At 60.1% G+C, this 22,404-nt stretch carries 23 protein-coding genes and 1 pseudogene; 13 read left to right on the plus strand and 11 right to left on the minus strand.

Going from position 1 to position 22,404, the window contains the following annotated elements; all coding sequences use genetic code 11:
- Both Q675_RS29115 and Q675_RS29120 read left to right on the plus strand, forming a co-directional pair.
- On the plus strand, positions 1 to 1,296 hold the full coding sequence (locus tag Q675_RS29115) for a pyridoxal phosphate-dependent aminotransferase (protein WP_023011292.1): 1,296 nt from the start codon (positions 1 to 3) through the stop codon (positions 1,294 to 1,296).
- Positions 1,297 to 1,348: 52 nt separating this feature from the next.
- The gene (locus Q675_RS29120; RefSeq protein ID WP_011786912.1) at positions 1,349 to 2,173 is read left to right on the plus strand and encodes an inositol monophosphatase family protein; all 825 of its coding nucleotides are present in this window, start codon (positions 1,349 to 1,351) and stop codon (positions 2,171 to 2,173) included.
- A 184-nt stretch (positions 2,174 to 2,357) separates the two neighbouring features.
- Here Q675_RS29120 and slmA read toward each other — a convergent pair whose 3' ends face one another.
- The 9 genes from slmA to Q675_RS29165 form a co-directional block, all read right to left on the minus strand.
- Complete coding sequence (gene slmA / locus Q675_RS29125) at positions 2,358 to 2,945, minus strand: nucleoid occlusion factor SlmA (protein WP_023011293.1); 588 nt, start codon at positions 2,943 to 2,945, stop codon at positions 2,358 to 2,360.
- 69 nt (positions 2,946 to 3,014) lie between these two features.
- Entirely contained in the window at positions 3,015 to 3,824 is an 810-nt protein-coding gene (locus Q675_RS29130) for a thiazole synthase (protein WP_023011294.1), read from the minus strand.
- A 59-nt stretch (positions 3,825 to 3,883) separates the two neighbouring features.
- Complete coding sequence (gene thiS, locus Q675_RS29135; RefSeq protein ID WP_011786915.1) at positions 3,884 to 4,084, minus strand: sulfur carrier protein ThiS; 201 nt, start codon at positions 4,082 to 4,084, stop codon at positions 3,884 to 3,886.
- 17 nt (positions 4,085 to 4,101) lie between these two features.
- A complete protein-coding gene (locus Q675_RS29140) occupies positions 4,102 to 4,500 on the minus strand; it encodes a DUF423 domain-containing protein (protein ID WP_011786916.1) in 399 nt (132 codons plus the stop codon).
- Positions 4,487 to 5,290: a symmetrical bis(5'-nucleosyl)-tetraphosphatase gene (locus Q675_RS29145; protein WP_011786917.1), complete on the minus strand. Its 804-nt coding sequence runs from the start codon at positions 5,288 to 5,290 to the stop codon at positions 4,487 to 4,489. Before Q675_RS29145 ends, Q675_RS29140 begins: the two co-directional genes overlap by 14 nt.
- Entirely contained in the window at positions 5,283 to 6,113 is an 831-nt protein-coding gene (rsmA, locus tag Q675_RS29150; RefSeq protein WP_011786918.1) for a 16S rRNA (adenine(1518)-N(6)/adenine(1519)-N(6))-dimethyltransferase RsmA, read from the minus strand. Before rsmA ends, Q675_RS29145 begins: the two co-directional genes overlap by 8 nt.
- Positions 6,110 to 7,120, minus strand: a complete 1,011-nt coding sequence (pdxA, locus tag Q675_RS29155; RefSeq protein ID WP_023011296.1) for a 4-hydroxythreonine-4-phosphate dehydrogenase PdxA — start codon at positions 7,118 to 7,120, stop codon at positions 6,110 to 6,112. Before pdxA ends, rsmA begins: the two co-directional genes overlap by 4 nt.
- On the minus strand, positions 7,117 to 8,460 hold the full coding sequence (locus Q675_RS29160) for a peptidylprolyl isomerase (protein WP_011786920.1): 1,344 nt from the start codon (positions 8,458 to 8,460) through the stop codon (positions 7,117 to 7,119). The genes pdxA and Q675_RS29160 overlap by 4 nt, the downstream gene beginning before the upstream one ends.
- A 62-nt stretch (positions 8,461 to 8,522) precedes the next feature.
- Positions 8,523 to 10,856 (minus strand): LPS-assembly protein LptD, encoded by a 2,334-nt coding sequence (locus tag Q675_RS29165; protein ID WP_051995618.1) that lies wholly within the window; start codon positions 10,854 to 10,856, stop codon positions 8,523 to 8,525.
- Positions 10,857 to 11,094: 238 nt separating this feature from the next.
- Between Q675_RS29165 and Q675_RS29170 the strand changes: the two genes are divergently transcribed.
- Genes Q675_RS29170 through Q675_RS29180 form a run of 3 tightly spaced genes read left to right on the plus strand, consistent with a single transcriptional unit; the run spans position 11,095 to position 13,576 of the window.
- Positions 11,095 to 12,135 carry an aminoglycoside phosphotransferase family protein gene (locus Q675_RS29170; protein WP_014422789.1) on the plus strand — a complete coding sequence of 347 codons (1,041 nt, stop codon included), beginning with the start codon at positions 11,095 to 11,097 and terminating at the stop codon, positions 12,133 to 12,135.
- Between the two features lie 2 nt (positions 12,136 to 12,137).
- Positions 12,138 to 12,824, plus strand: a complete 687-nt coding sequence (gene murU, locus Q675_RS29175) for an N-acetylmuramate alpha-1-phosphate uridylyltransferase MurU (protein WP_023011298.1) — start codon at positions 12,138 to 12,140, stop codon at positions 12,822 to 12,824.
- Entirely contained in the window at positions 12,821 to 13,576 is a 756-nt protein-coding gene (locus tag Q675_RS29180) for a DnaJ domain-containing protein (protein ID WP_011786924.1), read from the plus strand. Before murU ends, Q675_RS29180 begins: the two co-directional genes overlap by 4 nt.
- Here the strand turns inward: Q675_RS29180 and Q675_RS29185 are convergent.
- Positions 13,573 to 14,538, minus strand: coding sequence for a DUF3530 family protein (locus Q675_RS29185; protein WP_023011299.1), 966 nt, complete (start codon positions 14,536 to 14,538; stop codon positions 13,573 to 13,575). The genes Q675_RS29180 and Q675_RS29185 overlap by 4 nt on opposite strands.
- 98 nt (positions 14,539 to 14,636) lie before the next feature.
- Here Q675_RS29185 and rpe point away from each other — a divergent pair, with 98 nt between their 5' ends.
- The 8 genes and pseudogenes from rpe (at position 14,637) to Q675_RS29225 (ending at position 21,678) form a co-directional block, all read left to right on the plus strand.
- The gene (rpe, locus tag Q675_RS29190; RefSeq protein WP_011786926.1) at positions 14,637 to 15,323 is read left to right on the plus strand and encodes a ribulose-phosphate 3-epimerase; all 687 of its coding nucleotides are present in this window, start codon (positions 14,637 to 14,639) and stop codon (positions 15,321 to 15,323) included.
- Positions 15,320 to 16,009, plus strand: coding sequence for a phosphoglycolate phosphatase (locus Q675_RS29195; protein ID WP_023011300.1), 690 nt, complete (start codon positions 15,320 to 15,322; stop codon positions 16,007 to 16,009). The genes rpe and Q675_RS29195 overlap by 4 nt, the downstream gene beginning before the upstream one ends.
- 236 nt (positions 16,010 to 16,245) lie before the next feature.
- On the plus strand, positions 16,246 to 17,733 hold the full coding sequence (gene trpE, locus Q675_RS29200; protein ID WP_011786928.1) for an anthranilate synthase component I: 1,488 nt from the start codon (positions 16,246 to 16,248) through the stop codon (positions 17,731 to 17,733).
- A gap of 16 nt (positions 17,734 to 17,749) precedes the next feature.
- Positions 17,750 to 18,328 (plus strand): aminodeoxychorismate/anthranilate synthase component II, encoded by a 579-nt coding sequence (locus Q675_RS29205; protein ID WP_011786929.1) that lies wholly within the window; start codon positions 17,750 to 17,752, stop codon positions 18,326 to 18,328.
- Between the two features lie 18 nt (positions 18,329 to 18,346).
- Positions 18,347 to 19,375, plus strand: a complete 1,029-nt coding sequence (trpD, locus tag Q675_RS29210) for an anthranilate phosphoribosyltransferase (protein ID WP_023011301.1) — start codon at positions 18,347 to 18,349, stop codon at positions 19,373 to 19,375.
- Between the two features lie 174 nt (positions 19,376 to 19,549).
- A complete protein-coding gene (trpC, locus tag Q675_RS29215; protein ID WP_023011302.1) occupies positions 19,550 to 20,362 on the plus strand; it encodes an indole-3-glycerol phosphate synthase TrpC in 813 nt (270 codons plus the stop codon).
- Between the two features lie 27 nt (positions 20,363 to 20,389).
- Entirely contained in the window at positions 20,390 to 20,608 is a 219-nt protein-coding gene (locus Q675_RS29220; protein ID WP_023011303.1) for a hypothetical protein, read from the plus strand.
- A 99-nt stretch (positions 20,609 to 20,707) separates the two neighbouring features.
- A pseudogene (locus Q675_RS29225) lies at positions 20,708 to 21,678 on the plus strand (IS1380 family transposase).
- A 223-nt stretch (positions 21,679 to 21,901) separates the two neighbouring features.
- Here the strand turns inward: Q675_RS29225 and Q675_RS29230 are convergent.
- Positions 21,902 to 22,111, minus strand: a complete 210-nt coding sequence (locus Q675_RS29230) for a hypothetical protein (RefSeq protein ID WP_023011306.1) — start codon at positions 22,109 to 22,111, stop codon at positions 21,902 to 21,904.
- Positions 22,112 to 22,404: the final 293 nt, after the last annotated feature.

Here is a 22,404-nt window from a genome sequence, read left to right on the forward strand (position 1 = left end):
ATGGACATCAAAAACGACCACCGCTTCGCCATCAACCTGAACGTTCGGGGCATCCAGCCTTCCTCTACCCTGCGTATCAACGAACTCAGCAACCAGCTGCGATCGGAAGGTAAGGACATTATCAAGCTGGGACTGGGCCAGTCTCCGTTCCCGGTACCGGAACGTGTGGTTAATGCCCTCAAAGAACACGCCCACGAGAAAGACTACCTGCCGGTGAAGGGGCTGAAAGGCCTGCGCCAGGCCATTGCCGGTTACATCAACCGGGCCGAGCGCATGCGCTGTACCTGGGAAGACGTGCTGATCGGCCCGGGCTCCAAAGAGCTGCTGTTCATGCTGCAGCTGGCCTACTACGGCGACCTGCTGATCCCGCGCCCGAGCTGGGTGTCCTACGCGCCCCAGGCCCGCATCATCGGTCGCTCGGTGCACTGGCTGCCGACCCACGCTGAGAACAACTGGCAGCTGACCGCCGAGGAACTGGACATTATCTGCCGGGACGACCCGTCGCGCCCGCGAATCCTGATTCTCAACTACCCGTCCAACCCCACCGGTTGCACCTACACCGACGACCAGCTGCTGGCCATCGCCAACGTGGCCCGCAAGTACAAGCTGATCCTGCTCTCAGACGAGATCTACGGAGAAGTGCACTTTGAGGGCAAGCACAAGTCCATTGCCCGCTACTACCCGGAAGGCACCATCATCAGCACCGGCCTGTCCAAGTGGGCCGGCGCCGGCGGCTGGCGCCTGGGCACCTTTATCTTCCCGCCCGAGCTGAGGCCACTGCAGGACGCCATGGCAATCATCGCCAGCGAAACCTACACCGCCACCAGTGCCCCCATCCAGCATGCGGCCATTGCTGCTTTCAATGGTGGTGAGGATATTGAGGAATACCTGGTTCAGTCCCGCCGGGTGCTGAAAGTGGTGGGTGAATACATGCATCGCCGTCTGACCGACATGGGCGCGGTGGTTCAGAAGCCCGAAGGTGCGTTCTACCTGTTCCCGGACTTCTCCGGTTTCCGCGACCAATTGGCCCGCAAGGACATCAAGACTTCCCAGGCCTTCTGCACCGCCCTGCTGGAGAATACCGGCGTCGCCATCCTGCCCTCCAGTGATTTCGGCTTTGTACCGGACCACCTCGGCGCCCGTTTGGCATTTGTCGATTTCGACGGTACCGCGGCCCTGAACCTGGCCGGTGGCGATTACGCCGATCAGGAACTGGATGACAGCTTTGTCCAGCAGGCCTGCCCAAAACTGGTGCTGGCCATGGATAAAATGGAGAAGTGGCTGAACAGCCTGTAAACCTGCCGTGCTAGACTGGCACCCTCACAGTTTCAAAAACCGCGGGGGTGCCATGTCTGACTCAGTTTCTCTCCAGGAAATCACCGATTTCACCGAAGCCCTGGCCCGCGAAGCCGGCGAATTGATCCGCCACGAGCGGGAAGAAAACACCCTGCGCACCGACTACAAACACCAGACCGAACTGGTCACCCACGCCGACGTGATGGCCGACGAATTCATCACCGGCACCATCCGCGAACGCTTCCCCCACCACCGCATCCTCTCTGAGGAAACCATGCCGGATCTGTCCCAGGCGGAAGAGCTGGAAACGCCATTGTGGATAGTCGACCCCATCGACGGCACGGTGAACTACGCTTACGGCCATCCGCAGGTTGCGGTGTCCATCGCCTACGCCGAGAAGGGCAAAGTGCGGGTGGGCGTTGTGCACGCGCCGTTTCCCGGCGAGACCTTCCGGGCCACCGAGAGCGAAGGCGCAACCCTGAACAACCAACCTATCCGCCACAGCGGCGCGACCAATCCCAGACAATCGCTGTTCGCCACCGGTTTTCCGTACACCAAGGACAACCTGGAACCGCTGGTACGCCGCCTGGACGCCATGATTCACCAGTGCCGCGACCTGCGCCGGATCGGATCCGCCGCTCTGGACATCTGCTGGGTGGCCTGTGGCCGGCTGGACATCTACTACGAAAACGTCAGCCCCTGGGACTTCGCCGCCGCCCGTCTGATCGCAAAAGAAGCTGGCGCTACGGTAGGCCATTTCGGGGAAGTTCCGGAGGGCTATCCGGCGGATCTCTATGGGCGGGATATTCTCATCTCGGCGCCGGCCGTGTGGGCGCCAGTGCGCTCAATTCTGCGGACTGCTTCGGGTTACGACTGAGTTTTATCGACATTTCACCGAGGCACGATCGGCACTGGCTGGAAGCCCTTTCCCGAAATTTCAGAGGCCATGGATGGCCGGAGAGAAGCGCACAGGGATGTGCTTGTAGCGGTTTCGGGAAAGGGCTTCCAGCCAGTGCCATTCTCCAAAACCATCAGGCTAGGGGTACACCACCTCCCAACCTTTATCCCCAGACCGCTTCGGACACCAGCCCCCAGGCCTCGTCGAAATCACTCGTCGGCAAACGCAAAAACGAAGAGCGCACAAAGCGCTGAATCCGGCCTTCCACGAACACCATGACAAAGTCCGCACCACGGGCCGCCGTGGTTCTGGGCCGCAGGCCTTGGCGAATTTCACCTTCTTTGAGGGCCTGGCGAATCTGGGTTTCCAGCCGCTCGAAAAACTGGGATGCCCGCTTTCTAAGGGATTCATCCTCCCCCACCAGCGCATCGCCAGTCAGCACACAGCAAAGGCCCGGATTACGCTCGGCAAACACCAGCACCAGATGCGACAGCTGCTGCAGGCGCACGCGCACATCCTCCTGTTCCTGCAGAATCACCTGGCAACGGGAAAAAACCGCCTCCTCGGCAAATTCGATCAGCGCCTCAAACATTTTGCGCTTGCTGGGAAAATGCCGGTACAAGGCCGCTTCGGTAACGCCCACGGTTTTGGCCAGGCCAGCCGTGGTGATTCGGGCACCGGGATCGCTTTGCAACAGCTCGACTAGCGCCTGGAGAATAGACTCCCGGCGACTGGGTTTCTGGTTGGTCATGACAGGACTACAGCGCTCTGAAATTCTGGTTTTGGTTTTATATGCCCTCCCCGGCGAGGGAGGGACTTTTCAGAAAAAAGTGCCGTCGATCGGTGACGAGGCACTGGCATACAGTTTCTTGGGCATACGGCCGGCGAGGTAGGCTTCACGGCCGGATTCGATGGCCAGGCGCATGGCATTGGCCATTCTGATCGGGTCTTTGGCCTGGGCGATCGCGGTGTTCATCAGCACGCCGTCACAGCCCAGCTCCATGGCAATGGTAGCGTCCGAGGCCGTACCAACACCCGCATCCACCAGCACCGGCACCTTGGCGTTCTCGACAATCAGCCGGATGTTGTAGCGGTTCTGGATACCCAGGCCGGAGCCAATCGGCGCCCCCAGAGGCATGATGGCCACGCAGCCCATTTCTTCCAGGCACATGGCCAGCAGAGGGTCGTCCGAGCAGTACACCATCACCTTGAAGCCATCCTTGATCAGCTCTTCAGCCGCGATCAGGGTTTCCGGCATGTTGGGGTACAGGGTTTTATGTTCGCCCAGCACTTCCAGTTTGACCAGATCGTGGCCATCCAGCAGTTCCCGGGCCAGCTTGCAGGTGCGGACCGCATCTTTGGCGGTGTAGCAGCCGGCGGTATTGGGCAGGATGGTGTAGCTTTCCGGGGAAATCACGTCCAGCAGATTGGGTTCATCCGGGTTCTGGCCCAGGTTGGTACGGCGTACGGCCACAGTCACGATCTCGGCACCACTGGCCTCGATAGCATGGCCGGTTTCCATCAGGTCGTGGTATTTGCCAGTGCCCACCAACAAGCGGGACTGGTACACCTTGCCGGCGATTTCCAGGGGTTTGTCTTCGGGGAGCTGAATCTCTGGTGTCTCTGTCATAACCTGCCTGAGTTATCTGGATAAAGTAAGAGCGGGAACCGCCTGGCTCTGATGAGGTATCAACCACCACCGATGGCGTGGACCACTTCCACCCGGTCACCTTCATTCAGGGTGAACTGCGGGTGCTGGCTGCGGGGCACAATGTCTTCGTTGACCTCCACCGCCAGGCGTTTCCCGGTCAGGGTGAGTTGTTCTATCAGGGCGGCAACGGTCGCTCCGCTCGGGAGTTCCATCGCCTCGCCATTCACCTGTACCAACATGGTTACCATTGCCTCCGTTACTTCTTCAGGGCTGCGACAATCAGCAACACCCAGCCCACCATAAAGCAGACGCCGCCCACCGGTGTCACCGGGCCCAGCCAATGGATTCCTGTCAGAACCAGCAGGTAGAGACTGCCACTGAACAACATCATGCCGGCAAGCCAGAATCCACAGGCCAGGGTCAGCAGGTTCCCCGACAGGCCAAGCGCCGGCATCAGGCTAACGGCCACCAAAGCCAGGGCATGGTACATCTGGTAGCTGACAGCCGTCTGGAACACCTCAAGGCCGCGTTCAGACACCACATGGCGCAGGCCATGAGCACCGAAAGCGCCAGCCATAACGGCCAGCAGGCCGGCGACGGCGCCGGCGACAAGTGCCCAGCGTACAATCCGGGTTCCGGGGTCAGCCGCAGTCACAGTGGATTTTCTCTCCGGTATCGAGATTCATCATGGTCAGGGCGCCGCCCCATACACACCCGGTGTCCAGCCCGATAAACCGGTCGCTGCCGGTGTTGCCTTCCAGCGCAGCCCAGTGGCCAAACACCACTTTCACATCGTCCTGACGGGGATAGGTAAACCAGGGGGCATAGCCCTCAGGCGCCTGATCGGCCGACTCTTTGGTAGCCAGTTCCAGGCGGCCGTCGCTGGCAATAAAACGCATGCGGGTAAAATAATTGGTAATCACTCGCCAGCGATCCATACCGGTGAGGGTATCACACCAGGCTTCAGGCTGATTGCCATACATTTGGCTGAAATATTCGCCCGCCTGGTCGTCCCGGATCACGGCTTCCACTTCCCGGGCACAGGCCACGGCCTGCTCCACACTCCAGATGTGCGGCAGGCCGGCATGGGCCATCACCAGGTTTCGGCCGGCGTCGTGCACGCACAGATGCTGCTGGCGCAGCCACTGGATCAGCCGGTCGTGATCCGGTGCGTCCAGAATGTCATGCAACGTATCCTTGCGCTTCGGGCTGTGGCCCCCAAGCGCGACCGCCAGCAGATGCAGGTCGTGGTTGCCCAGTACCACGACGGCGGCATCGCCCAGGCTTTCGATGTAGCGCAGGGTTTCCAGTGATGACGGGCCGCGGTTAATCAGATCACCGGCCACCCAGAGCCGGTCACGGGACGGCGAAAAATCAACTTTCGCCAGCACATCCCGCAGGCGATCGTAGCAACCCTGAATATCGCCGATGGCGTAGTCAGTCATCACTTACCTCGTTGTCATCTGCCTGCAGCTTACCAGTGTCTGCCAGCAAATCCGCAATCCTGACATAGTCGGCCAGGCCCAGGTTTTCCGGGCGCAGGCCATCGTTGATTCCGAGGGACTGCAGCTGTTCTACGGTAACCATGGCCGCCAGCGCCTTGCGCAGGGTTTTTCGGCGGGCATTGAACGCGGTGCGTACCACTGCCTGCAGCGTTTTCAGGTCTTTCGCGGGGTACGGCAGTTCCTTGTGGGGCACCAGGCGGACAATGGCAGAGTCCACTTTCGGGGCCGGACGGAAGGCGCCAGGGCCTACTTCGAACAGCGGCTGCACCTTGCAGAAATACTGGGCCATGATACCCAGGCGGCCGTAATTGTTGTCGCCCGGTACCGCCGCCAGCCGCTGCACCACTTCCTTCTGCAACATGAAGTGCATGTCCTGCACCACACCGCTCTGGGACAGCAGATGAAAGATCAGCGGGGTGGAGATGTTGTAAGGCAGGTTGCCGACAATGCGCAAAGGCCGGTCACTCACCAACTGGCTGAAATCGAAACTGAGGGCATCGGCCTCGTGAATCCGGAATTCCGGGTAGTTGAAGAACTTGGTGCGCAGCACCGGAATCAGGTCCCGGTCCAGTTCCACCACCTGCAAACGGGGATTGATGGCAAGGATTTCTTCGGTAATAGCCCCCAGACCGGGGCCGATTTCAACAATCGAGTCTTCCGGCTTGGGATTGATCGCGCGCACGATGCGTTCTATCACACCGGGATCATGCAGGAAGTTCTGGCCAAACCGTTTACGGGCCTGGTGCCCGTGTTTGTTGCTCATGAGAGTTCTCCGGCCCCTGTGGCTTTACGGCACTGGGCCATCTGCTCGCCCACACGGATAGCGGTATGCAGGCTGCCGGCATCGGCCTTGCCGGTCCCGGCCAGATCCAGGGCAGTGCCATGGTCAACCGAGGTACGGACAATGGGCAAGCCCAGAGTGATATTAACGGCCCGGCCAAAGCCCTGGAATTTCAGTACCGGCAGACCCTGATCGTGATACATGGCCAGTACCGCATCGGCATTGTCGAGCCAGTGCGGGGTGAACAGAGTGTCCGCCGGCAACGGCCCGGTCAGTTGAATTCCCTCGGCCCGCAGCTGTTCGAGGGTCGGCTCAATCACCTCGATTTCTTCCCGGCCCAGATGGCCCCCTTCACCGGCGTGGGGATTCAGCCCGGCCACCAGAATACGCGGCTGATCAATACCGAAAAAGGCTTTCAGGTCCGCATTCAGAATGCGCGTCACCTGAGTCAGCCGGTCCGGTGTAATGGCCGCAGAAACGTCTTTCAGGGGTAAGTGGGTGGTTACCAATGCCACCCGGAGTTCTTCCGTGGCCAGCATCATCACCACCCGTTCTACGCCACACAGCTCCTGCAGGAATTCGGTGTGGCCACTGAAGACGATGCCGGCTTCGTTGATAACGCCCTTGTGCACAGGTGCAGTCACCATGCCGTCGAAATCGCCATTCAGGCAACCGCGGGCGGCGATAGTCAGGGTGTCCAGCACGTACTGACTGTTAGCTTTATCGAGCCTGCCGGCCACCGTGGAACCACAACCTTCAACATGTCGTACCGATAAATGACCCGCCCGGGTTGCTGCGGCTACACCTGGCTGCCAGTCATGCAGCTCAATCTGGAGCCCGAGCTGGCTGGCCCTGTCTCGTAGCAGTTCGCGGCTGGCAATCACCACCAGGCCGGCGTCCCGGCTCCCGGTTGCCAGTTGCAGGCACAGTTCCGGGCCGATGCCGGCCGGTTCGCCGGCAGTGAGTGCCAGGATCACCGGTGTGCTCATGACGGGTTTGCTTCCTCGCTCTCCGGGTTCATATCGGCATATTCACCCTTGAACTCAACAAAGGCTTCGTCCCGAATCTCACGCAGCCAGTTCTGCAATTCCAGCTCGAATTTCCGCATATAGATGGCCTGACGAGCCTGGGACTCGCGATTCTGTTCGGTCACGTCCTGGCGCCGGCGCTCCTCCACCTGCAGGATGTGCCAGCCAAACTGGGACCGGAAAGGCCCGAAATATTCGCCCACCTGCGCCTGATTCATGGCTTCTTCAAAAGCGGGCACCATCTGGCCCGGGCTTACCCAGCCCAGATTACCGCCGTCCGAGCCGGAGACCGGATCGTCCGAGCGTTCACGGGCCAGATCGGCAAAGTCGGCGCCATCCTGCAACTGCTGGTAGATCTCGCGAATGCGCTGCTCCGCCTGCACATCGGTCACCGCTTCGGAAGGCCGTACCAAGATATGCCGGACCCGGTGCTGCTGGATGAATTGCTGCTGCTCACCGCCGCGCTTGTCCATCACCATCACCAGATGAAAACCACTGTTGTTTTCCAGCACCTGCGAAGGCTCACCAACTTCCAGATCCGGTACCACCGGTGCGACCAGTGAGGGCAACTGGCTTTCAGATCGCCAGCCCATGTCGCCCCCTTCCAGGGCGTTGCTGGCATCGGATTCGGCAACCGCTACTTCCCGGAAGTCCCGACCGTTGGCAATCTGCTGGCGCAAGGCCTGTGCTGTCTCCCGGGCCTCATCCACCGACGCTTCGCTGGCCGGGTCGTCAACTTCGATAAAGATATAGGCCAGACGGTATTCGGCATCGGTACTGCCGTTGGCTTGCTGGGCCTGGAGATAGTTTTCCACTTCCCGGTCGGTAACGCGTACCCGGTTACCTACGCGACGCTGCTGCACCCGGCTGGTCAGCATTTCATTGCGGATCTGTTCCCGGGCCTGCTGATAGGTCACCCCTTCTTCCGCCAGCTGGCCTTCGAATTCGGCCAGGGTCATGCCGTTGCTGCGGGCAATATTGGCCAGGGTCTCGTTCAGCTCGTTGTCGCTGATGCGCATGCCCATCTGGTCGGCCATCTGCAGCTGCAGGGATTCCTGAATCAGTTGGTCCAGTACCCGCTGCTCAAGCAGTTCCCGGGGCGGCAGACCAGTGCCCTGCGCGCTCAGGCGACCGACAATGGTATTGATACGGGCGTCCAGCTCACTCTGGAGGATCACCTCGTCATCCACGATCGCAACCACACGGTCCAGCAGTTTTCGTTCGGCCTGAGCAGTCACTGACAGCACCACCATGGCCAGTGTCAGCAGAATTGTCAGTCCGTGGCGGACAGTCGCCTTCATAATCACCTCTTGGTTTGTAAAATCGTGATCGCAGCCGGGTCGGCCTGCAGATTCGGGTTCGTTCAACGGCGCGGGTTTCCGAACCTCCGGCGCTCTCGCTCGTCGTAGCCGTAGATGGCGTCCGCGATGTTGTCGGATGCACCGCCACTGCCGCCCAGACCTTTCAGTTCAATCCGGAACAGCAAGCGGGTGTCCAGTTCTTCGTCATCAGTCAGGTAGTTCTGGTGCACCACCTGAAAACTCCAGCAGCAGTTGTTATATTCCAGACCGGCAAGGGTGCCCACGGTTCGGTCGAGCTCAGAATCCCAGACCCAGCGACCAATGGCACTGACCTGGTCCGTTACCAGAAAGACCGTTCCAATGTCGGTTTGTTCCAGCTCATCCGGCCGGCTGTAGGTATGTCCGAGTGTCGCCAGGTAACGATAATCCTCGGAGTGGAAAATCAGCTGGCTGCGGCCCTCTTCGGTTTTCCGGGTTTCGTGATCCCACAGCAGGGAAGAACGAAGCTCCAGATTGTCGATGGGGTTCAGCACCAACTCGCCCGCCAGCGGTGAGCGGCTCCGGTCGGATGCGCCCTCGCCAAACAGATCCACTTCACGATCTTCGAAATAGCGCACCTGGCCAACACTCACCCGAGCCCGCTCCGCCCCGGTCAGGAGGTCATTGAAACGACTGGTGAGCGCCACCGTCAACTGGTTGGCGTCACCGACCCGATCCCCGCCGGTAAACCGGTCCCGCCGGAACAGCTGGTCAAAGCGGAAACTGCGGATGCCGGTATCAAAATCCGGGATATAGTTCTGATCGGATTCGGCATCGGCCCAGGCGTAATACAGCCGGGGCTCCAGGGTCTGGTTGTAGGGTACGTCAAACAGGCTGGATCGACGATCAAAGTACAAACCATTGTCCCACTCGAACACCGGCACGGTGCGGTCAAAGCCGGCGTCACCCAGGGTGTAGTCATCCAGCTCGTAGCGGGTGTAGTCGAGGCTGACCGAGGGACGACTGAAGCCCCAGAGCGCCCTCATGGGCAACGCCAGTTCGGGAATCGCCCGTAACCGCTGGCCGTTGGCCTTGTCCAGGCCGGTAAGGTTCTCATTGTCCCGGTAGAACCAGGTGTACTGGCTTTCCAGGCTGGCCTCAAGCCAGCCGGCTTCCAGCGAGCCACCGTAGATCACTTCCGGCAACTGGGCATAGGGCTTATCAACGTCGGCGATACGGTCAGGGATGGTCTGGTAGCCGTTCAGGTACGTTTCAAAGTACTGATTGGCTCCGTAGTAACGAACACCACCCCGACGCTGAAGATGCGTCGCCTGGTCTATTTCGAGACTGCGATTCAGATCGCTCAGATAATCCTCATCTGAAATCACCGAGTAATCGCCGTAGCCGCTCCAGCCTCCGCCAAATGCCGCCCGGGTGGTGAAATCAAGAGCCCAGCGCTCGCCATTTTCACCCGGATTTTCATCCCGAAAAGCAGAATCATTGTCGATATACCCCAGCTGCAGCACCGATTCGCCATACTGACTGAGGTAGCGCCCCTCCACTTCCGTGAACAGGCCGCGACCGTGGATATACTGCGGTGTGAGGGTGGCATCATAATGGGGTGCCAGATTCAGATAGTACGGCAAGGCCAGATAAGCCCCGCTACCAGCGCTGGACGAGCCAAACTGGGGATACAGGAATCCGGTCTTGCGGCGGTCATCAATCGGGAAGGTAATGTAAGGCCAGTAGAATACCGGCGCATCCAACACTTCCAGCCGCACGTGCCGTGCAGTACCAAAACCTTCCGCCTGATCCAGCTCGATGTCCGATGCCACAATCGACCAGTCGTTCTGGCCCGGACCACAGGTAGTGATCATGCCATCGGATATAACCACCTGGCTTTCACTGACCCTGGACAGGGATGAGGCCTCGCCCCTGAGTTCCGACTCGTGCAGGAGAAACGTGGCCGTGTTGATATCCAGTTGCCCGGACTGGGTAGAATAGTTCGCGTCCTGCCCGGTCAGCAGAAAGCCTTCACCTCGGCTGACCAGCGGTCCTTGCAGTTGCAATTCGCCGGACTGCTGGTTGTACCGTGCCTCCGCGCCGGTCGCCTGGAACGGACCCTGGCGCAGGCGCACATCACCCTGCAGGTAGAGTTCGCTATCCAGTTCATAGCGGGCGTTCAGGGCACTGGCTTCCAGTGGCATGGAACCCTCAATGCCCTCGCCCGGCACCACGGCGCCATCGCCGCCAACCGTGCCAGGCAGATAACCTCCCTCGCAGAATACCGGCAGCCGACCGGCCACCTCTGGCGGCAATTCACTGCGCGGGCGCCAGTCAATCTCAGCGGCGCTGGGGCTGCTACCCGCCCCCTCGGCACGTACACCACTCGCTGCCAATGCCACGATGACGGCCAGGCTTGAAAGCCGGAACCTGGCGCACAACAGGGAAGAGCAATGGCTGGGCACGTTGACGAAATTCCTGTTCCATTTGAATGATGGCTGGGCGTAAGGGCACCTAGTTTACACGCGCCCTCAAGGCTTGTTAACGGAAAGCCCGCTGCAATTCCGTTTTACCCTCTTTATACTCCGGTGCAGAGAGTGCCCGGTTAACGCGCCGGCCATCATCCACCGATCCAGGAATGCTGATCTGACCATGGATAACCGTTTGCAGTTGCTGACCCGCTGGGTCAGGCAAATTCCCGGCTTCTCGGCCGCCAGCCCGACACCGGTTTCCGGCGACGCCAGTTTTCGACGGTACTTCCGGGTCTGGAAAGACGTGCCGGGCGGGCAACCCGCCCCCTTCATTGTGATGGATGCTCCACCGGAGCACGAGGACTGCGTTCCGTTTGTGGCCATCGCCCGGCACTGGCATCAACACGGTATCGCCGTGCCCGCCATTGCCGCCGAGGATCTTGAGCAGGGTTTTCTGTTACTGGAAGACCTGGGCGATCTGCTGATGTTAACGGCCCTGGAACAGGGCGATGTGGACACCCTGTATCGGGCCGCGCTGGACGAACTGGCGCGTATTGCCGGGCTGGACGACCCGGCAGACTACCCACTGCCCGCCTATGACCAAGCCCTGCTCGACCGGGAGATGGCGCTATTCCCGGACTGGCTGCTGGAAAAACACCTGGGGCTGGAACTCGACAACCAGGAACGGGCGCTGCTGGACACCGCCTTCGGCCTGCTCCGGGAGAGTGCCCTGGCGCAGCCGGAAGTCACCGTGCACCGCGATTACCACTCCCGCAATCTTCTGGTCCGTGATAGCCAGACGGTTCCCGGCGTGATCGATTTTCAGGATGCCGTACGCGGCCCCATCACCTATGATGCCGTCTCCCTGCTCAAAGACTGCTACGTGCGCTGGCCGGAACAGCGACTGGCAAGCTGGCTGGAGCATTTTCGTAACGCCAGCCAGCAGGCCGGCTTGCACCGCGCTGATGCAGATACTTTCCGGCAGTGGTTTGAGCTCATGGGCATGCAGCGCCATCTGAAAGCCGCCGGCATTTTTGCCCGCCTCGCCATTCGCGACGGCAAGACCGGCTACCTGGCTGACATTCCCCGCACCGTCAGTTATCTGCGAGATGCCAGCGCCCGGCAACCAGCCTTCCGGCATTTTCACGAGTGGCTCTGCAGCACCGTGATTCCGGCCATCGAACAGCGCATTGGCCCGCTGCCGGAGCCGGGAGTTCGCTGACCATGAAGGCTATGATTCTCTCCGCCGGCAAAGGCGAGCGTATGCGCCCGCTGACCCTGACCACCCCCAAGCCGTTGCTGTCAGCCGGGGGGCAGCCCCTGATCGTTCATCATATCGAGCGCCTGCGCGACGCCGGTTTCAGCGACATTGTGATCAACCATGCCTGGCTGGGGGAACAGATTGAAGCCCGGCTGGGGGATGGCGAGGCCTTTGGTGTCAGCATTCGCTACTCTGCAGAGGGTGAACCGCTGGAAACCGCCGGTGGCATCATCCGGGCCCTGCCTCTGCTGACCGACGCGGGCGACGACTGGTTCCTGGTGGTCAACGGTGACATCTGGAGCGATTTCGATTTCAGCCAGCTCCAGGCCCCGACCAATGCCGATGCCCTGCTGGTGATGGTTTCTAATCCACCCCACCACCCTGAGGGGGATTTTCATCTTCAGGACAACTGCTTTCTGAACCCTGACGGGACCGAAAAACTCACCTTCTCCGGTATCAGCGTGCTGCACCGGCGCCTGTTTGATGAACTGGACGATTCCGCCGGCAAACTTGGCCCTGTGCTGCGCAGGGCCATGGCCCGCAACCGGGTCACCGGCCTGCATCATAACGGCCAGTGGGTGGACGTCGGCACACCAGAACGATTGCAGAGCCTGGACCAGTGGCTGCACGAAAGGGCCCGGACATCATGAGGCAGAGCAATCCACCCGCCCTGCCGGCGAGAATGGAGTCGTCGTTCCAGGAACTGCTGCAGGAACTGTCCAGTTGCGGACATCAGGCCAGCACCCTGCTGGAGCGCGCGCGCCTGCCGCGCTGGTACCGCAAGCCACTGTTCTTTTTTCTGGGTTACATTGCCAAGGCCGATGGCCGGGTCCGGGAACCGGACATTCATTATGCCGAAGCCCTGATGAAAGCCCTGGCCCTGTCGGCCAGGCAACGCCGCAAAGCCATCGATCAGTTTCGCAAGGGCAAGGACACTGACCATCTGCCCCTGCGCCAGGGCCTGATACTGCGCCTGGCCTTGCTGCTGTGGCCGGCACCGGCCCTGAAAACCGCTATCTGCCTGTGCCATGGCGCACAAATCCTGGGCCAGCCCGGCAAGGCCCGGCGCTACCGCTGCGAAGACGCCATCAGCCATATGGGGTTGCCCGTTGTCATCAGCGATGACATTTTCGAAAGCTACGCCAGCAAAGTGTGGATTCGCACTGCCGCGCCGCCGCAAAAGCCGGCGACCTACGAGCAGGCTTGCCAGATTCTGGGCGTAACCCGGCGAGATTCGCTGGAGACCATCAAACGCGCTTACCGCAAACAGGTTTCCGCCTGCCACCCGGACAAACTGGCGCAACAGAAACTGGCGCCCTCGGAAGTGGCGATGGCAAAAGACCGGTTGTTACGCTATCAACAGGCCTGGGAACTGATTCGCCAGAGACATCGGGCACTTTAATCCCCGCTGGCCGACAGGTTTTTCAGCCAGGCACTGACCCGGCTGGCAACCCGCCTCGCATCTTCAGCCCGGAGTGGTCGATTGAGGGCCACGGGCTGACGGTCGTAACCGGCCACATCCGCGCGAGCAAACGCCGCCGCCCGCGCCCGGCCCTCTGCGCCGGAAGGCCCAGCGGAATCATGCAGATCCAGCACCGGCCATCCCTGTCCTCCGTTTCGCTCCTTCAACAACGAGGGCAAGGTAACGGCCTGCCGGGCCGGAAACCGGGGGGCCAGCCAGACCACCGCAGACACGGCAGCGGCGTCCGCCGCCCAGTCCGTGACATAGTCGGCAGACCAGCCCATGCCCAGCACGCCCACACGTTCATAGCCACGCTGCTGCAATACGGCTACCCCGGCGGACAGAATTGTACGAACCGAATTTCGAAAATCTGCGGTCAGGTCATCAAGAGGCGGTTCCTCAGCCACATCAATCATGACCGAATCCGATGTATTCCCGCCCTGATCCGGGTTCTGTCCGGCGTCATCATCCAGGCCAGGCGCCATGACATCCATGCGATGTCGCCGTATCGCCTCCGGCGGCAGCCCAAGGCCAACCGTCATCACCGCAAGACCCCGCTCCGCCAGCGCCACCCGCAACGATCCCAGCACACCCTCATCGGCCGTCTGGCCTTCGTCGGCCAGTATCAGTAAAGCCCCGGTTGCCGGCGTAACGTATTCGGGCAGGAACAACCCCAACGCCCGGCCTTCGTCGTCCAGATCGAGCCAAACAGCCTGCTCCGGGTAACGCCGTACCAGCGCCCATTCGCCCAAACCCGTTGAAAAGCCGGATCTTGACGCTGGATTAGCCTTGGTCGCGGGTTCCGCTTCCTCACCCCCCTTCGCCTCATCCTGGGCCACAGCGGCGTTCAGCCAGCCGCTGATCAAGAACAGACAAAGTAATCTGATTGCTTTCAACACCATGAGCCAATGCACCTATCCCGCTGCGAAAATCACCGGCAAACTGATAGACTAGCAGGGTTGCCCAGAGGCCGATAATTCACTACACCGAGAGAGCCCCGATGAATCCATATCTGATTGCCCCATCCATCCTCTCCGCCGATTTCGCCCGCCTGGGCGAAGAAGTCGATAACGTTCTGGCTGCTGGTGCCGACGTGGTGCACTTCGATGTGATGGACAATCATTATGTCCCTAATCTCACCATTGGGCCCATGGTGTGCGAGGCCCTGCGCAAGCACGGCGTTACCGCCCCCATCGACGTGCACCTGATGGTGTCTCCGGTGGATGACCTGATCCGCATGTTTATTGACGCCGGCGCCAGCTACATCACCTTCCACCCGGAAGCCAGTAACCACATTGACCGTTCCCTGCAACTGATCCGCGACGGCGGCTGCAAGGCCGGACTGGTGTTTAACCCCGCCACCCCGCTGAGCTACATGGACTACGTCATGGACAAGCTCGACATGGTGCTGCTGATGTCAGTGAACCCGGGCTTCGGTGGCCAGAAGTTTATCCCCGGCACCCTCGACAAGCTCAAGGAAGCCCGCAAGAAGATTGATGCCAGCAACTACAACATTCGCCTGGAAATCGATGGTGGCGTGAAAACCGACAACATCCGGGAAATTGCCGAGGCCGGCGCCGACACCTTTGTGGCCGGCTCTGCCATATTCAACACTCCGGATTACAAGGCCACCATCGATGCCATGCGAGAGGAACTTGAGCAGGCCCGCAAGGTGATCGGCGGATGAGCCTGAAAGGCCTGTTCAACGCCCGCTGGCCGGGAGTCGCCCTGTTTGATCTGGACGGCACGCTGGTAGACAGCGCACCGGATCTGGCCGCCGCCGTGGATCAGATGCTGGAGCACCTGGGGCGTAGCCCGGCAGGCCTGGACAAGGTGCGCACCTGGGTTGGCAACGGCGCCCAGGTTCTGGTGCGCCGGGCCCTGGCCGGAAAAACCGATTGGGAACCCGCCACCGCTAAAGATGAAGCGCTGTTCAACGACGCCCTGACCATTTTCTATCACGCCTACGGCCAGCTGAATGGCCGGCATTCCGAGGTATTTCCCGGCGTCCATGACTGCCTGGACCACCTGAGGCAACTGGGCTGCCGGATGGCCGTGGTCACTAACAAACCTGACCAGTTTGTTCAGCCCCTGCTGGAAAAAACCGGTCTGGATCAGTGGTTCGACCTCTCGGTCGGTGGCGATACCCTGGCAGTGAAAAAACCGGACCCGGCGCCCTTGCTGCACGCCATGAAAAAACTGGGCGGCACACGGGGCACCACGGTGATGGTCGGGGACTCGAAGGCAGACGTCAATGCAGCCCTGGCAGCAGGCATCCCCTGCGTCGCCGTCAGGTATGGCTATAACTTTGGCGGCTCCGTTGACAGTCTCGGTGCAGATGCTGTTGTTGATTCGCTGGCCGAGCTTTTGTAATCTCGCAAGGACGTTTTATTTTGAACACATCAATTCGGGAGATTCCTGCCGTGCAGGGACTGAATCTGACTGCAGCGCGAGGCATCCTGACAACCCGCGCAACACGATGGTGGCGATGGCGCACCGGCTGAGCAAGCCCCGGGGCTGATGGCGCATGCCTGCTTGCCCGCACCACCGGTCACAGCGGTGTAACACCGTTCTGACAAAACGCAGATCAGATTTCAGGAAACCGAACCATGACACCCGAGCAATTCCACGAGCTCGCTGAAGCCGGCTATAACCGTATCCCTGTGTACCGCGAAGTTCTGGCGGATCTCGACACTCCCCTCAGCACCTATCTGAAACTGGCCAGCGGCCCATACTCCTACCTGTTTGAATCGGTACAGGGTGGCGAGAAATGGGGTCGCTATTCAATCATTGGCTTACCCAGCCAGGAAGTTCTGAAAGTCTTCGACCACCGCATCGAAGTCAGCCGCAACGGCGAAGTGGTCGAACAGGCAGAGGTCGATGACCCTCTGGCTTTCGTGGACGACTACCAGAAGCGCTTTAACGCCCCGGACCTGCCCGAACTGCCCCGGTTCAACGGTGGCCTGGTGGGCTATTTCGGCTACGACACCGTGCGCTACATCGAAAAGCGCCTGCGCAACAGCTGCCCGCCCGACCAGATCGGCACGCCGGATATTCTGTTGATGGTGTCCAATGAAATCGTGGTGTTCGACAACCTGCGCGGCAAGTTGCATCTGATTGTGCACGTGGACCCGTCTATTGAAGGCGCCTACGAAGCGGCGCAACGCCGCATCGACGAGCTGGAAAGCCAACTGCACCGCCAGACCGCCAACGCCCCCCGCACGCCGGAACATCTACGCGGCAAGGTGGTGGACGAGAGCGACTTTATTTCCGGCTTTACCCAGGACAGATTCGAAGCGGCGGTGGACAAGATCAAAGGCTACGTGCTGGATGGCGATGTCATGCAAACCGTCATTTCCCAGCGCATGTCGATTCCTTTCGAGGCACCACCCCTGAACCTCTACCGTTCGCTGCGCGTGCTCAACCCGTCACCGTATATGTACTTCCTGGATCTGGAAGACTTCCACATTGTCGGCTCATCTCCGGAAATCCTGGCGCGTGTGGAAGATGAGGAAGTCACCGTCCGGCCCATCGCCGGCACCCGCAAGCGTGGTGCCACCGATGCCGAGGACAAAGCCCTGGAAAAGGAACTCTTGGCCGACCCGAAAGAGATCGCCGAGCACCTGATGTTGATCGACCTGGGCCGCAACGACGCCGGCCGGGTGTCGGAAACCGGCACAGTGAAGCTGACCGACAAGATGATCGTGGAGCGCTATTCCCACGTGATGCACATTGTCTCTAACGTGACCGGTCGACTGAAAGAAAACACCAGCTGCCTGGACGTGCTGCGCGCCACCCTGCCCGCAGGCACCCTCAGCGGCGCGCCGAAAATCCGCGCCATGGAGATTATCGACGAGCTGGAACCGGTAAAGCGCGGCGTATACGGCGGTGCGGTCGGTTACCTGTCGTTCAACGGCAACATGGACACCGCCATCGCCATCCGCACCGCGGTCATCAAGGACAACACCCTGCACATCCAGGCCGGCGCCGGCGTGGTGGCAGACTCCATTCCCCGCCTCGAATGGAAAGAAACCATGAACAAGGGCCGCGCCATTTTCCGTGCCGTGGCCATGACCTACAACGACTACGACCATTGAGGCGGAGGAACAGATTATGTTGCTGATGATCGATAACTACGATTCCTTCACCTACAACGTGGTGCAGTACCTGGCTGAGCTGGGTGCCGACGTACAGGTATACCGGAACGACGAAATCACCATTGAACAAATCGAAGCTCTGAACCCCGAGCGACTGGTGATTTCCCCGGGGCCCTGCACGCCCAACGAGGCGGGGATCTCCATGGACGCCATTCGTCATTTCGCCGGCAAACTGCCTATCCTGGGTATCTGCCTGGGCCACCAGTCCATCGGCCAGGTATACGGCGGCGACGTCATCCGGGCAGGCAAGGTAATGCATGGCAAAGTGTCAGCGGTGTACCACAAGGATGCAGGTGTGTTTCGCGGCCTGAACAATCCCTTGCAGGCTACCCGTTACCACAGCCTGGTGATCGACAAGAACACTCTGCCCGATTGCCTGGAAGTGACCGCCTGGACCCGCAACGACGACGGCTCCGTTGAAGAAATCATGGGCGTACGCCACAAGACCCTGCCCATCGAAGGCGTGCAGTTCCACCCCGAGTCGATCATGACCGAACAGGGCCATGAACTGCTGCGCAACTTCCTGAGAACATAACAAGAGGCCGACGACCCCATGGACATGAAACAAGCACTGAACCGCATTGCCTCCAACCTGGACCTGTCCCGGGACGAAATGAAGGATGTGATGCGTATTGTGATGAACGGCGAAGCCACCGACGCCCAGATCGGCGCCTTCCTGATGGGCCTGCGCCTGAAGAGCGAAACCATCGACGAAATCACCGGCGCCACCGAAGTGATGCGTGAATTGGCCACCAAGGTCAGCATCAACGCCAGCCCGCTGGTGGATATCGTCGGCACCGGGGGCGATGGTGCCAATCTGTTCAACGTCTCCTCTGCCTCTTCCTTTGTGGTGGCCGCAGCCGGCGGCTTCGTCGCCAAGCACGGCAACCGGGGCGTATCGTCCAAGAGCGGCAGCGCCGACCTGATCGAAAAGGCCGGCATCAATCTGGACATGAAGCCGGAGGAAGTGGCCCGCTGCGTCGAACAGATCGGCGTCGGCTTCATGTTTGCGCCGGCCCACCACGGCGCCATGAAACACGCCATCGGTCCGCGCCGGGAGCTGGGTTGCCGGACGATCTTTAATATTCTTGGCCCGATGACCAATCCGGCCGGCGTCACTCGCCAGCTTATCGGCGTGTTCACCAGGGAACTGTGCCGCCCGATGGCAGAAGTGATGCAACGTTTGGGCGCAGAACACATCATGGTGGTCTGCTCAAAGGACGGCCTGGATGAAATCAGTCTGGCCACCGTCACCCATGTTGCAGAGCTTAAGGATGGCGAAATCAACGAGTACGACCTGACGCCGGAAGACCTGGGCATCAAGAGCCAGTCGCTGGTGGGCCTGACGGTGGATTCCTCCGACGAATCCCTGAAACTCATCAAGGCCGCTTTCGGTCGCAACCACGACGAAACCACCGAAAAAGCCCGCGACATGATCGCGCTGAACGCCGGCGCGGCCATTTATATCGCCGGCCTGGCCAAGACCGCCAAAGAAGGCGTCGACATGGCACTGGATGCCATGGGTTCCGGTTTGGCGGCTGGCAAGATGTCGGAGCTGGCTGATTTTTCTCAGTGTTTCTAAGGGCCACTAACTCCGGAAGACCCTGACCAAGTTTGAAGAGCCGGTGGTGGGGGCCTTTCCAAAACTGTCTGTAGCCATGGATGGCTACAGTCAAGCCCTACAGGGACGTACTTGTGGGCGTGTTTTGGAAAGGCCCCCATCATCGGCTCCAGCACCCAATTCAGCAGGCACGAGATGACTGAACGACATTTGGATAAGACTCCCACCATCCTGCGTAAAATCGTTGATCGGAAATGGGAGGAAATTGATGAACGTAAGCCCAAGGTTTCGATTGCAGACCTGAAAGCCATGGCCGGCGATCAAGCTCCAGCGCGTGGATTCGCCAATGCCCTGCGCACCCGCATCGAAGCTCAGCGGCCAGCGGTCATTGCCGAGATCAAGAAGGCTTCACCCAGCAAAGGCATCCTGCGAGATCCCTTTGAACCGGAACGCATCGCCGAAAGCTACGAACAAGGCGGTGCGGCCTGCCTGTCAGTGCTGACTGACCGAGATTTCTTCCAGGGCCACGAAGACTACCTGAAAGCCGCCCGCGCGGCCTGCAGCCTGCCGGTGATCCGCAAGGACTTCATGGTGGCGCCCTATCAGGTGTATGAAAGCCGGGCCATTGGCGCCGACTGCATTCTGCTGATTGCCGCCTGCCTGACCAAAGACCAGATGCAAGAACTGGAGGGCATCGCCCACGAGATTGGCCTGGATGTGCTGGTGGAGGTGCATGATGGCGAGGAATTGGACGATGCGCTTACCCTGAGCACGCCGCTGGTAGGCATCAACAACCGCAATCTGCACAACTTCGAGGTGTCGCTGGACACCACCTTTGAACTGCACCATCGGATTGCCGAAAACCGACTGACCATTACCGAGAGCGGGATCATGACCCGTTCAGATGTTGAGGCCATGACCAGCCGGGGCATTTACGGATTTCTGGTGGGTGAGTCGTTCATGCGCGCGCCAGATCCGGGTGAGAAACTGCAGGAGCTGTTCGGCTGATTCACAGGATAAACGGGTGAGGCAAGTATGGACGCAGAGACCGGTAAGGAATCCGACAACCCGATACTGACCGGCCCCTTCTGGCCGGTATTCTTCCGCTATGCCCTGCCCTCTGTGGCGGGGTTACTGGCACTGACCACCGCCAACATTGTTGACGGTATCTTCATTGGCAACTTCGCCGGCGCAGATGCCCTGGCGGCCCTGAACCTGCTAATTCCCTGGTTTACCTTTCTCCTGAATCCGTGACTTCAACGAGCTGAACTCACGCCCAAAGCCTGCAATAACAAGGCTTAGAGCGATATAATAGCACCTGACACCCATTCACCCAGTTAGTGCTTTCGGCTCATGCGTACCTTCACTCTCCAGCAATCCCGAACCGAAGTCTATACACCCAATGGCGGGCTGGCCCTGGTCGGTCATTGCCTGAACCGGCATACATCGCTCACCAAAACCGCCCGCACCGTCGTCAAGCGGCACGGTATTCCGAACATTGAACTGATCCGGACCTATCTTGGCCTGATCACGCTGGGCAAGAGCGACTTCGAGGCGGCCGAGCCGGTTCGAACGGACCCATTTTTCAAGTCTGCCCTGGGCATCAGGCAATCGCCATCGTCGGCCCGGTTGCGCCAGCGATTTGATGAAGACGCTCAAGGCCTGACACCCCTGCTGGACGATGCCAGCGTCGAGTTTCTTCAGTCCGTCGAAGCGCCGGTGTCACCTCTGGCGATGGGCCACGTTGCGCTGGATATGGATGTCTTTCCCATGGACAACAGCCAGACCCGCAAAGAGGGTGTCAGCTACACCTACAAGGGTTATGACGGCTATGCGCCAATGGCCGCCTACCTGGGGCAGGAAGGCTGGTGCCTGGGTTGCGAGCTGCGCCCTGGCAGCCAGCACGCCAACAAGGGATTTCTCGACACCCTCAAACGAGTGTTACCCCGGGCTCGATCACTGACGGATAAGCCCATTTTGTTGCGCCTGGACAGCGCACACGATGCCCGTGCCAATCGCGATTTCCTGCGCGAGCAGGACCAGGTCGACTTCCCGGGAAATTCGACACCAACAACCTGGTCATGGCCTTCGCGACGATGGGTTACAACGTGTTGCGCTGGATGGGTCTGCGACTGACCGGCCCGGATGCACCGGTTCGCCACCCGGCCAGGCGTCGCCGCCTGAGAACCGTGATGCAGGAAATCATGACCATGGCCTGCCGCCTGGTGCACAGTGGCCGGCAGTGGATCCTGCGATTTGGCCGGCACTGCCCAGGCTTTGCGGTTTACCGCGATCTTTATCGGGGCCTTGCTTCCGCCGCATAGGCCAACTCAACCACTGGCAAAAAGCAATCCTCCCGGAATCCTCTGCCGGGACAGCCCGCTATTGCCTAAACACTGTATGCTGGTTATTTATCAACCAATCTCGAGCCATCGGTTGCTCCCGCTCTTTGCTTCCTGACCTCAAAGTCAGAATCTCACCCAGTTATCGCCTCTTGTTGGCGCAGAGGTGGGCTTGACGGGTATATTGGCGAGCGGAGTCACTGATTCAGGTTTGTTGGTAACGAACGAATCCTGAACCAATAATCTGTTCCCGAAGCTGCTGCATTGCCTGCTCGTAGCTCACGCGCGGGCGATATCCCAGCTCACGGTGCACTTTCTCCATGCTGATGCGGTGACGTGAGCCCACCAGATTGAAAGCTTCCCGCGTCAGCGGTGGCCGCTGGCTGATCCGCAACAGGCGCCAGAGCCCTTCCATGCACCGCCCAACCGCGGGATCTTGAAGCCTCGGCTGTGACGCCAGCCAGGCCCTGCGTCGCGACCTCAACCCGCGCACCCCTAACAGTCATTTCGCACGCATGTACTGCCGGAGGTATGGTCGATTCTGGTGTACGGGGTGATTGAAGTAGGCGGCGCACCCTGCTGAAATCGGTTTTGCCGAAAACTGATAGACAGCAGAGAGGTACGCCACCTATGGGAAACGATAACGTAGTTCCTTGACGCTAAACCGAATTGACCCACCTTTGCTAGGAGAAGCGCTTGTCGCTGACA

It is taken from the genome of Marinobacter sp. EN3, from assembly GCF_000475315.1.
GTDB lineage: Bacteria > Pseudomonadota > Gammaproteobacteria > Pseudomonadales > Oleiphilaceae > Marinobacter > Marinobacter nauticus.

Coding starts and splice junctions, on each gene's coding strand:
- Q675_RS29205 (WP_011786929.1), top strand. CDS start 17,750: ATGTTGCTGATGATCGATAACTACGATTCCTTCACCTACAACGTGGTG.
- rpe (WP_011786926.1), top strand. CDS start 14,637: ATGAATCCATATCTGATTGCCCCATCCATCCTCTCCGCCGATTTCGCC.
- rsmA (WP_011786918.1), bottom strand. CDS start 6,113: ATGAGCAACAAACACGGGCACCAGGCCCGTAAACGGTTTGGCCAGAAC.
- Q675_RS29195 (WP_023011300.1), top strand. CDS start 15,320: ATGAGCCTGAAAGGCCTGTTCAACGCCCGCTGGCCGGGAGTCGCCCTG.
- Q675_RS29120 (WP_011786912.1), top strand. CDS start 1,349: ATGTCTGACTCAGTTTCTCTCCAGGAAATCACCGATTTCACCGAAGCC.
- slmA (WP_023011293.1), bottom strand. CDS start 2,945: ATGACCAACCAGAAACCCAGTCGCCGGGAGTCTATTCTCCAGGCGCTA.
- Q675_RS29220 (WP_023011303.1), top strand. CDS start 20,390: ATGGACGCAGAGACCGGTAAGGAATCCGACAACCCGATACTGACCGGC.
- Q675_RS29145 (WP_011786917.1), bottom strand. CDS start 5,290: ATGACTGACTACGCCATCGGCGATATTCAGGGTTGCTACGATCGCCTG.
- Q675_RS29180 (WP_011786924.1), top strand. CDS start 12,821: ATGAGGCAGAGCAATCCACCCGCCCTGCCGGCGAGAATGGAGTCGTCG.
- murU (WP_023011298.1), top strand. CDS start 12,138: ATGAAGGCTATGATTCTCTCCGCCGGCAAAGGCGAGCGTATGCGCCCG.
- Q675_RS29115 (WP_023011292.1), top strand. CDS start 1: ATGGACATCAAAAACGACCACCGCTTCGCCATCAACCTGAACGTTCGG.
- Q675_RS29185 (WP_023011299.1), bottom strand. CDS start 14,538: ATGGTGTTGAAAGCAATCAGATTACTTTGTCTGTTCTTGATCAGCGGC.
- Q675_RS29160 (WP_011786920.1), bottom strand. CDS start 8,460: ATGAAGGCGACTGTCCGCCACGGACTGACAATTCTGCTGACACTGGCC.
- pdxA (WP_023011296.1), bottom strand. CDS start 7,120: ATGAGCACACCGGTGATCCTGGCACTCACTGCCGGCGAACCGGCCGGC.
- Q675_RS29170 (WP_014422789.1), top strand. CDS start 11,095: ATGGATAACCGTTTGCAGTTGCTGACCCGCTGGGTCAGGCAAATTCCC.
- Q675_RS29130 (WP_023011294.1), bottom strand. CDS start 3,824: ATGACAGAGACACCAGAGATTCAGCTCCCCGAAGACAAACCCCTGGAA.
- Q675_RS29230 (WP_023011306.1), bottom strand. CDS start 22,111: ATGGAAGGGCTCTGGCGCCTGTTGCGGATCAGCCAGCGGCCACCGCTG.
- trpD (WP_023011301.1), top strand. CDS start 18,347: ATGGACATGAAACAAGCACTGAACCGCATTGCCTCCAACCTGGACCTG.
- thiS (WP_011786915.1), bottom strand. CDS start 4,084: ATGTTGGTACAGGTGAATGGCGAGGCGATGGAACTCCCGAGCGGAGCG.
- trpE (WP_011786928.1), top strand. CDS start 16,246: ATGACACCCGAGCAATTCCACGAGCTCGCTGAAGCCGGCTATAACCGT.
- trpC (WP_023011302.1), top strand. CDS start 19,550: ATGACTGAACGACATTTGGATAAGACTCCCACCATCCTGCGTAAAATC.